Origin of the sequence: Ruminococcus sp. AM31-15AC (assembly GCF_003462045.1) — a bacterium.
GTDB classification, from domain to species: Bacteria; Bacillota; Clostridia; order Oscillospirales; family Ruminococcaceae; genus Hominimerdicola; species Hominimerdicola aceti.
Genome location: NZ_QTYG01000006.1, coordinates 56,959 through 69,674 on the forward strand (window position 1 = coordinate 56,959; position 12,716 = coordinate 69,674).

The following is a 12,716-nucleotide window of genomic DNA, read 5'->3' on the forward strand; positions in this document are numbered from 1 at the left end:
GTAGGGTAAAATCCCCGTAAATACGAAAGGAATGGTACATATATGAAGTTAAGAAAAGTTCTGGCGCTTGCCGCTGCTGCGGTAATGGCTGTGGCTGCTCTTGTGTCATGCGGCGTTAAGGAGGACTCCTCAAACGATTCAAAGGCAGGCGGCTCATCAGAAAAGCACTATAAGATAGGCATTGTGCAGATAATGGAGCATACATCTCTCAACACTATCAGAGACGCTGTTATTGACAGACTTGCAGAGCTTGGCTATGTTGACGGCAAAAACTGCACTATCGACGCTCAGCAGGCTAACAATGAGTCAACAACTGTTCAGCAGATACTCGACCAGTTCAAGGCTGACGGTGACGATATCATCATCGCTATCACAACACCATGCGCACAGCTCGCAGCTCCATACTCTGAGGAGATACCTGTAGTATTCTCCGCAGTAACAGACCCTATCGGTGCAGGTCTTTGCGACTCGCTTGAAAGCACAGGGGCAAACATCACAGGCACATCTGACAAGCTCGCTATCACAAAGATACTTGACTTTGCGCTTGAAATGAAGCCTGAAATAAAAACTCTCGGTTATCTTTACAACACAGGCGAGGACAACTCAGTTTCTACCCTTAAAGAAGTAAAGGCTTACTGTGAGGAAAAGGGCATCACTGTTATTGAAGGCGCTGCTTCAAACACATCTGAGGTTCAGGAAGCTGCTCAGAACCTTGCCGCAAAGTGCGACGCTGTATTCTCCCCTAACGACAACACTATCGCAGGCGCTATGGGTACAGTTACAGAAGTTATGAACAAGGCGAAGGTTCCAATGTTCGTTGGCGCTGACTCAATGGTAATGGACGGCGGTCTTGGCACTGTTGGTATCGAGTATTCCGACCTTGGAAAGGAAACTGCAAACATGGCAGCTCAGATACTCAGCGGCGAAAAGAAGGCTTCCGAGATACCAATAAAGGTATTCAACGAGGACCTCAGCACTTATATCAACAAGACAACTGCTGACACGATCGGTATCACTATTCCTGACGATATTGCAAACGGAGAAAAGACAGTTTACTTCGATTAAACTATTGCAAAATCAAATCAAACATAGTATAATAGTAGGGAGCGGGACTTTCGCTCCCTGCTATTTTTTATTGAAAGGAAAATTATATGAAACTGAATAAGAAAACAGTTATCTCGCTTATACCGAAAGCTGTGCTTTTGATCTTACTTCTTGTGATAATAAACACTCAGCTCACGGAAAGCGTTGTTACGGGAACATTTGAAAAAGGTCTTGTTTTTGCTATCCTCGCTTTGGGAATATTCATCTCATTCAGGATACTTGATATCCCTGACCTGTCAGTAGACGGAACTTTCACTCTTGGCGTTGCAGTATCAGTTATGCAGGCTTTCAACGGCGACCCTATCAAGGGAATATTGCTGTCAATAGTGGCAGGAGCTATCGCAGGAAGCGTGACGGGAATACTTATCACAAAACTCAACGTTCAGCCTATACTTGCGGGAATAATCACAATGACGGCTCTTTACTCCATAAACCTGAAAATCATGGACAGACCTAATATTTCGCTTTATAAGAAAGATACTATATTTACAATAGCACAGAAATATTTCGGCGACTATTACAAGCTTGCGGCGGCAGGTATCGTGCTTATTATTGCGGCGGCACTACTTTTCTGGTTTCTTAAAACTCAGGCAGGAATGTCACTTAGAGCCACAGGCGACAACGAATACATGGTAAGGGCTTCTTCAATAAACTCAGACAGAATGAAGATAATGGGCTTTGCCATTGCAAACGCTTTGGTATCCCTTTCAGGCGCAATGTACGCTCAGTATTCCTCGGCAGGCGACTCAAACAGCGGTACAGGTATGCTGGTGGTAGGCCTTGCTTCTATAATTATCGGTGAGATATTCTTCAGCAAGCACTCGATCCTCTGCGGAATACTTGCGGCGATATTCGGTGCGATAGCATACAGATTTGTTCTTGCTTTTGCAATGAATCTCGGTATGGACAGCAACTACACAAAGCTTTTCTCAGCCTGCATAGTTGCCCTTGCTATCTCTCTGCCTGCTATCAAGAAGTATATCACAAAGGCATACAAGCGTGTATGCAGTGACAAATAGGAGGTTTAAAATGCTTAAGCTTGAAAATATAAACATAACCTTCAACAAGAACACTGCCAACGAGCGTAAGGCGCTCCAGCACATAGACCTTGATGTAGCTGACGGAGATTTCGTTACTGTAATAGGTTCAAACGGTGCAGGAAAATCCACACTTATGAACGTTATCAGTGGCAGCTACGAAGCGGACACCGGCAAGATATTCCTTGACGGAAAGAACATCACTCACCTAAAGGAACATCAGCGTGCAAGAACTATAGGCAGGCTTTTCCAGGACCCGCTGAGAGGAACTGCACCTAACATGACCATAGAGGAAAACCTCGGCCTTGCCTACAGTCGTGGAAAGCGTCGTTCGCTGACTATCGGTATCAGGAAAAAGGACGTTTCAGTATTCAGAGAAAGGCTCAAAGAACTTGACCTTGGCCTTGAAGACAGAATGAAAATGCCTGTGGGCTTGCTCTCAGGTGGACAGCGACAGGCGCTCACATTGCTTATGGCGACTATCGTTACACCAAAGCTTCTGCTTCTTGACGAACACACTGCGCACTTGACCCTAAGACCGCTGAAAAGGTAATGAGGATAACTGACAAGATAGTAAAAGAAAACGCACTGACTACTCTTATGATAACACACAACATTTCAAATGCCATTGAATACGGCAACAAGACTATCGTAATGAGCCAAGGCAAACTGCTTCTTACAATCGAGGGCGAGCAGAGAGCAAACATGACGGTGGAAAAGCTTATGAAGCTTTATTCCGACACCGCCGAGGACGAACTTTCAGACAAGATGATACTGCAAGAATAATTAGGCATACAAAAAGCTGCGGAGCGAAAACTCCGCAGCTTTTACTTTTGTTCTTTCACACAATGCTAAACATATTCTATATCTATTCCTGCGATCCTTGCTCTGCCCTTTATGATAAGGGTCTTTTCTTTCTCTTCAAAGGACCCGTTAGGCTGCTCTATTCCGCCGAGAACGCAACCGGCCTCCACTTTTATGCCCCAGTTTTTCGGGATATAAAGCTCCACTCCACCGCAGAGGACGTCAACATTCAGCTCGACTTCGTTTCCTGCCATATCAGCAGAATCGAAATACACCTCCATACCGCTGTAACGGCAGCTTATGTCAACTCTTTTCAGCACCTTTGAGGTTATATACTTTGTACAGCCTGAAAATTTTGCGTCGATACGCACATATTCCCCGTTGTCTGAGGATTTATCCCATGCAGGATTATCGGTAGTGTGGGTGGTCCACTTGCTTTGGGTAAACCTGTAGCGGTAAGGGAAAAAAAATGAAAATCCCACGCTGAGAAGCAGTGCCGCACCCAAAACAGGCCATGGGGTGAACTTCTCGATACCGAGAGTTTCGTCAAAGAGTATCGCCATGATAGCCATAGGGAAGAATATTCCCCAGAAGTTAAGGTGTCTGACGCTTGTTACGATAACAGGAACGAGGAGCAGTGAGATCACAACGCTCCACACGCTTACACTTCCAAGCAGACCTGTGCGGTCAAGGATAAGCGCAACGCCTGCAAGGATAAAGAACAAGCCCCATATAAGATTTTTGTTTTTCATAGAAATCTCCTTTCTCCAAGTCTGAGCTTCAAAAGCTTGTAATAGCTTCGTGAGGCGTAAAGCTGTTTGTGAGTGCCTGCAAAGCTTATAAGGCTTGCAGAGGTTATGTTTCGCTCAACGGAATAGATGTGCTTTACATTCACGATTGCTGATTTTGACACTCTCACGAATTTTCTCGGAAGTATCTCTTCAAGCTCGAAAAGCTTCATTTTCACTTGAAAAACGTCGTCAGAGGTATGTGCGTTAAGATTATGTTCCCCTGTTTCAAAAAACAGTATGGAATCAAGGGGAGGATAGAACTGAACTGTGTCTTTGAAAAAAGCTATCTCCGGATCGCCCTCTGCCGACTCCGCCGCCCTTTTCATTTTAAGCACACGTTCATCGGGCTGGGCGCACCTTATGACTATCTCATCTTCAGACATATTCTCGTCTATCTCTATCCTGACCTTCACGCTTTCACCCCCAGTTTTATCTGACAGCCTTATTATAATCTATTTTTCTTTCCATGTAAACCCCTTTTGGCTGACAGGTACAGATATCTATGTAAGAGGTAAATTTTATGACCCAAAGGGTGATGACCATGCAGCACCCCTCGATTTAGTTTTTTACCAGTAGCTTGCCTCGCTGCCCGTGCCGTTTTGCATATATTTGTATATAAGTTCAAAAAGCTCGCTGTTGTCAACATTGTTTTGTTCCATATAATCCACAACGCCCTGAGCGGTAAGACCGCTTGCATAGTCGCTTTTTCTAAGCACCATTGCAAACTCTGCCGCAGAGCAAGCCTTTGCAAAATTCTGTGACACAGCCTCTGTATAGTCAGAACACATAACAGACTTGTCTATAAGCTTACTTTCGCTCGCCTCCGGGTCTTTATACCTCACTGAAACTGTGAGCATTTCTCCGCTGAGCTCGTTGGTTTCAACCTTGCTCTCGTTATCCTGATATTTCAGCGACTTTTCATTGCCGTTATTTGGCACTATCTCATACAAAACCGTGACCTGCTGACCCGAGCCGATATCGCCTGCGTCCTTTGTATCGTCCTCAAAGTCCTCGTCATTGAGAAGTCTGTTTTCATAGCCCACCAGCCTGTAAGCAGAAACATTTTCAGGATTGAACTCTATCTGCACCTTTGCGTCCTTTGCAACAGTGAAAAGCGTTCCGCTCATTTCTGTTACAAGCACTCTTTCTGCTTCGTCAACGCTGTCGATATAAGCATAGTTTCCGTTGCCGTTATCCGCAAGGGCTTCAAGTCTGTTGTCCTTATAGTTTCCTGAGCCGAAGCCAAGCACTGAGAGATATACCCCTGAGTCACGCTTTTGTGATATAAGGTCGGTAAGCTCTTCTTCACTTGACAGACCAACGTTCAGATCGCCGTCAGTTGCAAGGATAACTCTGTTGTTGCCGCCCTCTATAAAATACTCCTCTGCAAGCTTGTAAGCTGTGGTAATTCCTGCCGCACCTGCTGTCGAGCCGCCTGCTGACAGGCTGTTAAGTGCTGAAACTATCTCCTCGCTGTTGTCGCCACTTTCGCCCTCAAGAACAACGCTGTCGCTGCCTGCATAAGTGACGATAGAAACTCTGTCATCAGCCCCAAGGTTTTCAGCAAGCATTGAGAAAGCCTGCTGAACAAGAGGAAGCTTATCCTCGTCCTCCATTGAGCCGCTCACGTCTATGAGGAAAACAAGGTTTGTAGGAACGTCCTTGACCTTTGCTTCCCTTGCCTGAAGCCCCACAAGCATAAGCTTTGACTCGCTGTTCCAAGGACAATCTGAAAGCTCGGTATTTATAGACACTGCACCCTCCGTAGGCTTTTCATAGTCATACTTGAAATAGTTTATGAATTCCTCTGTTCTCACAGCGTCAGGGTCGACCTCCCAGCCGTCGTTTATCATTCTTCTCACGTTTGTGTAGGAAGCCGTGTCAACGTCTGTGGAAAAGGTGGAAAGCGGTTCGTCTGAAACGAGCTTATAGCCGTTTTCCGTCAGGTGGTTATACTCCTCGGTATTGTAACCCCCTCCTATATTCGCCGTGCCGTCAGTATCTCCGGCTGTAACATTGCTGTATCTGTAGTTTTCCGCAGTTGTTCTTTCATTGTTATAGCTGCCGCTCTTTCTGCTCTCCGAGCCGTCATAACCGCTTCCGCATGAAGCAAGCATTGTCGCCGTCATCATAAGCGACAGAGTCATGGTCAAGTTTCTTTTTATGCTGTTTGAAGTTGTCTTTTTCATAACTGTCATCTCCCGTAAAATAGCGTGGGCGATATGCCCTTGCGTTGTTAGCTACATAGTCCTCCACTTAGCAAGCAGGTCTTGCAGATCGTTTTTCGAGGAATATCTCATTCGGTCATAGAAATAATCGTTCTTGCTTTTCTGCGAGCCTTTGAGAATACCCGAATCATCATCAAGACTTTTCCAGCCGTTTTGAAAAACGATATCCCCGTCAAGAGAAATTTCTATTTGAGGTGCATTTTCAAAGACAATAGAATAAGTGCCGTTTTCTTTTCTCAGCGGTATGAAATATTCTCTGTTTTCCTGCATGATATAAGGGGTAGAGCTTTCAATGGTGATATTTGTTTTGCTTTCTTCTCCTGTCTTTGATACAAGGCTGTTTATTCTCAGGGTGTAATGTGCGCTGTCGCTGCCGAGCCTTGCTGAAAGCACTGTCACATCTGCAAAGAAGTCTGTATCTTCCAGAACGCTGTCCTCTGTGAAATAATCATCGCCCTTTGGAATGTAGCTGTCCTCATAAGCCTTTGTGTCTGTGTGGCTGAAACTGAGCTGTTCGTATGTCTTTTCTTCTCTGTTTTCAAGCCTAGCCTTGTCAGCCGTTTCTACGCTATGCTTTGAAACACTGTCCGACTCTGAGCGGATATCGGCGTAAAGGCTTACGCCGCCGATAATAAGCACGAGCGAGGCTGCTGCCGCTGCAAATTTTCTGTAATTTCTGCGGCTTACTTTTATCTGTGTCTGATCTTTGTCCGTTTTGTTTTCAAGCTGTCCCTCTATCCTGTCCCAGAGCTTTTCCATGTCAGGGGCAGTATCAGAAATATGCTTTTTGTAAAGAAATTTTATGTTCTTAGCCATAGATACTGTCCTCCTTTATGGTCTTTTTTAGTTTGAAAACAGCCTGACGGTATTTCCATGTGACAGTACCCAGCGGCTTCCCCACTGCCCGACTTATCTCACGAAATGTCATATCCATTCCAAGCCTCATGTTCAGGATATCCCTTTCGCCCTCTGAAAGCAGCTTCAAAGCCTCCTCGAAGGTGAGCTTTCCGATCACATCGTCGTCTACCCGCATACTGTCCTGCTGTTCTTTATGCCCTGCTTCTTCATCATCAAGGGTCGGCATTTCGTGCCGCCTTTTTCTGATAAAGTCAAGAGCGAGATTTTTCGCCATTACAGTCAGATATCGCTTATGCCCCGTTCCCTTTCGGTACTGACCTGCGGTGTCCCATAGCTTTAGGAAAAAATCTGATGTGAGGTCCTCAGCGTCCTGAGGACTTTTCACAATGTCAAGCATGATGTTATATATCACCTTGCCGTAGCATTGATAGATCTCCCTAAGCCCGTTTTTGTCATTTTTCAGGATCAGCTCCACCCTGAAATCGAACTCAGTGTCGGTCAAGTCTTTCACACCCCTCGATAACTTATATACGATTCTGCACGGGAGATTTTATGGCAAAATAGTATACAAATTTTATTTTTATTTTTTGTGCATTGATAACAAACTTATGTACAAACACAATTGTGCCGATAAGATATTTTAGCACATTAAAGTGCTCCTGTCAAATAAAAGAACACACCCCCGTCCATATGAACGAGGGTGTGTTCTTCGTGTGAAGATCTATGAGAAATTATTTGGAGAGGTCAATATTTCTTACAGCGTCCCTTACCTTAAGAACAAAGGTCGGAGAAACTGAAAGCTCGTCAATGCCCATTCTCAGGAAGGTTTCTGTGAGAGTAGTGTCAGCCGCAAGCTCACCGCATATACCTATCCATGCGCCGTTCTTGTGGGCATTCTCTGCAGACATTTCAATAAGCCTGAGTATAGCCTCATGGTGAGTGTCGCAGAACTGCTCTATATCAGGGTTCTGTCTGTCACAAGCAAGGGTATACTGAGTGAGGTCATTAGTGCCAACGCTGAAAAAGTCCACAAGCTTTGCAAGCTTATCGCTTATGATAGCCGCCGCAGGGGTCTCTATCATGATGCCAAGCTCAACACTGTCGGAAACTGTTATACCCTGTTCTTTAAGCTCAGCCTTGACTTCACCACACATAGCAAGGGCTTTTTCTACCTCTGAAACGCTTGTTATCATAGGGAACATTATGCCCAGATTGCCGTATACCGAGGCTCTGAAAAGCGCTCTGAGCTGAGTTTTGAATATCTCAGGTCTTGTAAGACAAATTCTTATTGCTCTGTATCCCAAAGCTGGGTTTTCCTCTTTTTTCAGACCGAAATAATCCACCTGCTTGTCAGCACCGATATCGAGCGTTCTTATGATGACCTTTTTCCCTGCCATGCTCTCAAGAACACGCTTATAAGCCTGAAACTGCTGTTCCTCTGTAGGGAAATCTGAGTTTTCAAGATAGAGGAACTCGCTTCTGAAAAGACCTATTCCTCCTGCGTCATTGAGAAGCACAGCACCGATGTTGTCAACGCTTCCGATATTTGCATAAATGTTTATCTTTTTACCGTCCTTTGTGACATTCTCCTTGCCTTTGAGGGTCTGCAAAAGACGCTTTTTCTCCTCGTCTGCTTTCTGCTTTGCGGTAAGCTCAGCGGTGGTCTTTTCATCAGGGTCAACGAATATCTCCCCTGTGAAACCGTCAACGATAGCAAAGTCGCCGTCCTTTATTTCTGACAGGAATTTGCTTCCTACGCCTATTACCGCAGGTATGTTCATATTTCTTGCAAGGATAGCTGTATGTGAATTTGACGAGCCGTGTGCAGTAACGAAGGCAAGCACCTTGTCTTTATCAAGAGATATAGTTTCGCTAGGTGCAAGATCATCGGCACAAACTATCATCTTGTCGTTACCTGCTGAGCCGTCGCTGACATTGCCCGTGAGGTTTGCGATGATCCTGTTGGAAATATCCTTTACATCTGCGGCTCTTGCCTGCATATAAGGATCGTCCATAGAAGCAAACATCTCCGCAAAGTTGTCTGCCGTCACTGCCACTGCATATTCTGCGTTGACCTTCTGGCTGTCGATGATATTCTCTATAGACTCGTTATAATCATCATCTTCAAGCATCATCATGTGTATCTCAAAGATCTGAGCGTTTGTTTCGCCCACCTCCCTGAGTGCCTTGTCATAAATGCTCTGGAGCTGTTCTGTGGCTGCCTGCTTAGCTTTGGCAACTCGCTTCTTTTCTCCCTCGCTGTCTTCTGTGTGAATACGTTTTATAGCGGTATCCTGCTTTTTGAATACTGAGATCTTACCCATTGCTACTGCACCGTAAACGCCTTTTCCTGTATACTTAGTCATAAATATCCGCCCCTTTTCTCATAGATCTTATTATTTTTCACGCTGTTTCCAGCCGATGGGACGCACCTGCGAACACTCCGCAGAAACGTCCCGTCGGCTGGACGGCTTTTACCGCCCAGCTAACAGATAATAATTAGAGTGTTTCCTCAAAAAATGCCTTGAGTGCTTCAGAAGCCTTGTCCTCGTCTGCACCTTCGCAGGTAACAGTAACAGTATCGCCCTGCTTAACGCCAAGGCCCATAAGAGCCATAAGCTTTGTGATGTTCACGCTCTTTCCGCCCTTTTCGATAGTGCAAACGCTCTCGAACTCCTTTGCTTTCTTTGCAAGAAGTCCAGCCGGTCTTGCGTGGATACCAACTTCGTCTGTGATTGTGTAGCTAAATGTTTTCATGATGAATACCTCCAAATAATTATTTTATCTTCAAGATCATATCTCCTGCCGAAACGCTGTTTTGTGCGACAGGTTCAACAGACGCATAATCGTCCGTGTTGCCAATTATGATAGGTGTTGTCACCTTATAGCCTGCGGCTTTTATCTTATCCATATCAAAGCTTATGAGCAGGTCGCCTTTCTTGACCTCCTGACCGTCACTGACATGGGCTTCAAAATACTGTCCGCCAAGCTTTACAGTGTCGATACCGATATGGAGAAGTATCTCCACTCCATCGTCCGATACCATATTTACGGCATGCTTTGTGTCAAAAACGCTGTCTATCTTTCCGTCGCATGGAGCGTAAAGCTTGCCCTCTGACGGCTCAACGGCTGCACCCTCGCCAAGTATCTTTTGTGAGAACACCTCATCCTCAACGTCCTCAAGCTTAACGGCAGTGCCGTTCATGTGAGAGTAAAGCGTTATTGTCTTGCCGTTAGTTTCTGTGTTTTCTGCACCCTCGGTCTGCGGTTTTTCTTCTATTTTATCAGAAGCTTCCTCAGTGCCGATAATGCTGTCAGGGTCATCACTGTATGGCGAATCTATAAAATCCTCAAGATCTGATTTTATAACTGAGACCTTTGGTCCGTAAATGACCTGAATGCCGTTGCCCTTGTGGATAACGCCTGAAGCACCGCTGGCTTTGAGCATATCGTCCATGACCTTTGAGGCGTCATTTACTGTAACTCTAAGTCTTGTGGCGCAGCAGTCAACGTCTGAAAGATTTTCCTTGCCGCCAAGGCCTTTGAGTATCATTGCACTTACAACGTCTGAAGCCCTCTTGTCTGTGCCCTTTGCCTTTGCCGCCTTAGCCTCGTTCACATCGCTTCTGCGATAAAGCTTAGGTTCAACGTCATCAGACTCTCTGCCAGGTGTTTTAAGATTCATCTTTGTTATCATAAAGTAGAACACGAAGTAGTAAATTACTGCATAGATAAGACCCACAACAACTATCCATATCCAATGGGTCTTTGCGTTGCCCTGCAAAATTCCAAAAAGGGTCATGTCTATAAGACCGCCTGAGAACGTCATTCCAACGCCAACGTTAAGAATGTGCATAAGCATATAGGAAAGTCCTGCCAATACGCAGTGAACAGCGTACATAAGAGGTGCAACAAACAGGAATGTGAACTCCAAAGGCTCTGTGATACCTGTTATCATTGAAGTAAGAGCCGCTGACAGAAGCAAGCTTCCTACTATCTTTTTCTTTTCAGGACGAGCAGTTTTATACATTGCAAACGCTGCAGCAGGAAGTCCAAATATCATGAACGGGAATTTTCCAGCCATAAATCTTGTTGCCGATACTGAGAAAACTTCTGTTGACTTTGAAGCAAGCTCTGCAAAGAATATGTTCTGTGCGCCTGCTACCATGTTGCCGTCTATCATCATCGAGCCGCCAAGCTCTGTCTGCCAGAAAGGCATATAGAAAACGTGATGAAGTCCGAATGGGATAAGTGCACGTTCAAGTATTCCGTATATCCATGTGCCTGCATAGCCTGAGTTGAGTACAAGCACGCCAAGCTTTGAGATACCAAGCTGTACGATAGGCCACAGATAGAACATTATGATACCAACGATAAGGTATGTGACAGTTGAAACGATAGGAACAAATCTTGTTCCGCCAAAGAATGAAAGCACCTGCGGAAGTTCTGTTTTATAGAACTTATTGTGAAGTGCGGCAACGCCAAGTCCTACAAGGATACCGCCGAAAACGCCCATTTGCAGCGTGGTGATACCAAGCACTGACGTTGTGGAGTTTTCTGCCATTGCCTCAACGCCGCCCTTTGCGGTGATAAGTGCGCTGATAGTGGTGTTCATTACGATATAGGCGATAGCACCCGAAAGGGCTGCGACTTCTTTTTCCTTCTTTGCCATTCCGATAGCAACGCCCATTGCAAACAGAAGCGCAAGGTTATCAAAAACGGCGCTTCCCGTTTTGCTCATTATGTCGAGGATAGTGTAAAGCACACCGCCCTCATAGATGAATTTGCCAAGATGATAGGTTTCGATAGTTGTGGCGTTGGTGAAAGAGCTGCCTATTCCAAGAAGCAGACCCGCCACCGGCAGCAGTGCGATAGGGAGCATGAAAGAGCGTCCCACACGCTGCAATACGCCGAAAATTTTATCCTTCATAATAATAATATCCTCCATGATCAATTTATCTCAGCTGAATTATCATTATGGTACCGTTAATGATAATACCGCAGCGAATACATTATATAAGCTGTGGCAATAATGCCTATCCGCTTATTTTCTTCAGATGGATCGAAAGAGTTATCATTTCATCTTCCGATATAGTTTTAGCATAATTCTTCAAAATATGATCCTGCATATGCTTTGCACATTTATACTGCTTTTTGAATTTCTTTTTTATGATATCAGCGAACTCCTCGTCCCTGCTGAGAACATTAGGAAGCTCCTGAGATTTGAAGAGCCTTTTCGCAAGATATTTTAAATGCACAAGAAATCTTTCATATGCCACCGAGTTCTTGTTTATCTTCCCTGCCAGACAAGCGTCCGCTATCTCAGCACAGTTGTTCACCATTTTAGTGATATCCTGTATCTGTTCCATTTTTGTGCCGAGCCTTGCGTTTATTATGTGCATTGCGATAAAGCCCGCTTCATCACCCCTCAGTTCAACGCCCAAACGCTGATATATCTCCGCCACGCAATATCTTCCAAGAGCAAGTTCCTTTGGGAAGCAGTCGCTTATGGCGTCCATAAGAGGATTGTCAAATTCAAGTCCCTGCTTTTTTCTTTCAATGGCAAAGGAGATGTGGTCTGAAAGTGTTATTATGAGCGACTCGTTTAGCTTTCCGTCGATATGTGAAGAAATATAGTCCACAAGATCTGCCGTAAGCTTTATATGCTCATATGGTATCTCGGTCAGACACTCGATAAGCCTTTTTCTAAGCTCGGAGTCTGTAACAAAATACATTTTCTGTATTTTATCCTTGTCAGGCTCATCACCATATTTTTTCCCAAAGCCTATCCCCTTGCCTGAGATTATCTGCTCTTTTCCTTTATCGTCTATAACGCTTACGGTGTTATTATTTATCACCTTGATTATTTTCATTAAAAATCCCCCTATAAAATC

General features: G+C 44.8%; 11 protein-coding genes and 1 pseudogene. 3 read left to right on the forward strand and 9 right to left on the reverse strand.

Features of this window, described 5'->3' with window-relative positions:
• Positions 1 to 42: 42 nt before the first annotated feature.
• From DW793_RS03025 to DW793_RS03035, 3 genes and pseudogenes are all read left to right on the forward strand, one after another.
• Positions 43 to 1,065, forward strand: coding sequence for an ABC transporter substrate-binding protein (locus DW793_RS03025; protein ID WP_118157022.1), 1,023 nt, complete (start codon positions 43 to 45; stop codon positions 1,063 to 1,065).
• A gap of 86 nt (positions 1,066 to 1,151) precedes the next feature.
• Complete coding sequence (locus tag DW793_RS03030) at positions 1,152 to 2,123, forward strand: ABC transporter permease (RefSeq protein WP_118157023.1); 972 nt, start codon at positions 1,152 to 1,154, stop codon at positions 2,121 to 2,123.
• A 10-nt stretch (positions 2,124 to 2,133) separates the two neighbouring features.
• Positions 2,134 to 2,927, forward strand: a pseudogene (locus DW793_RS03035) (ATP-binding cassette domain-containing protein).
• A 65-nt stretch (positions 2,928 to 2,992) separates the two neighbouring features.
• Here DW793_RS03035 and DW793_RS03040 read toward each other — a convergent pair.
• The 9 genes from DW793_RS03040 to DW793_RS03080 form a co-directional block, all read right to left on the reverse strand.
• Entirely contained in the window at positions 2,993 to 3,697 is a 705-nt protein-coding gene (locus DW793_RS03040; protein ID WP_118157024.1) for a LiaF transmembrane domain-containing protein, read from the reverse strand.
• The gene (locus DW793_RS03045; protein ID WP_118157025.1) at positions 3,694 to 4,149 is read right to left on the reverse strand and encodes a LytTR family DNA-binding domain-containing protein; all 456 of its coding nucleotides are present in this window, start codon (positions 4,147 to 4,149) and stop codon (positions 3,694 to 3,696) included. Before DW793_RS03045 ends, DW793_RS03040 begins: the two co-directional genes overlap by 4 nt.
• Before the next feature lie 153 nt (positions 4,150 to 4,302).
• On the reverse strand, positions 4,303 to 5,925 hold the full coding sequence (locus DW793_RS03050; protein ID WP_118157026.1) for a vWA domain-containing protein: 1,623 nt from the start codon (positions 5,923 to 5,925) through the stop codon (positions 4,303 to 4,305).
• Positions 5,926 to 5,976: 51 nt separating this feature from the next.
• Entirely contained in the window at positions 5,977 to 6,780 is an 804-nt protein-coding gene (locus DW793_RS03055) for a hypothetical protein (RefSeq protein WP_118157027.1), read from the reverse strand.
• Positions 6,773 to 7,333: an RNA polymerase sigma factor gene (locus DW793_RS03060; RefSeq protein WP_118157028.1), complete on the reverse strand. Its 561-nt coding sequence runs from the start codon at positions 7,331 to 7,333 to the stop codon at positions 6,773 to 6,775. Before DW793_RS03060 ends, DW793_RS03055 begins: the two co-directional genes overlap by 8 nt.
• Before the next feature lie 220 nt (positions 7,334 to 7,553).
• Positions 7,554 to 9,188 carry a phosphoenolpyruvate--protein phosphotransferase gene (ptsP, locus tag DW793_RS03065; RefSeq protein WP_118157029.1) on the reverse strand — a complete coding sequence of 545 codons (1,635 nt, stop codon included), beginning with the start codon at positions 9,186 to 9,188 and terminating at the stop codon, positions 7,554 to 7,556.
• A gap of 133 nt (positions 9,189 to 9,321) precedes the next feature.
• Positions 9,322 to 9,579, reverse strand: coding sequence for an HPr family phosphocarrier protein (locus DW793_RS03070; protein WP_022286557.1), 258 nt, complete (start codon positions 9,577 to 9,579; stop codon positions 9,322 to 9,324).
• A gap of 19 nt (positions 9,580 to 9,598) precedes the next feature.
• Positions 9,599 to 11,752: a PTS transporter subunit IIABC gene (locus DW793_RS03075; RefSeq protein ID WP_118157030.1), complete on the reverse strand. Its 2,154-nt coding sequence runs from the start codon at positions 11,750 to 11,752 to the stop codon at positions 9,599 to 9,601.
• 106 nt (positions 11,753 to 11,858) lie between these two features.
• Positions 11,859 to 12,695 carry a PRD domain-containing protein gene (locus tag DW793_RS03080; protein ID WP_118157031.1) on the reverse strand — a complete coding sequence of 279 codons (837 nt, stop codon included), beginning with the start codon at positions 12,693 to 12,695 and terminating at the stop codon, positions 11,859 to 11,861.
• Positions 12,696 to 12,716: the final 21 nt, after the last annotated feature.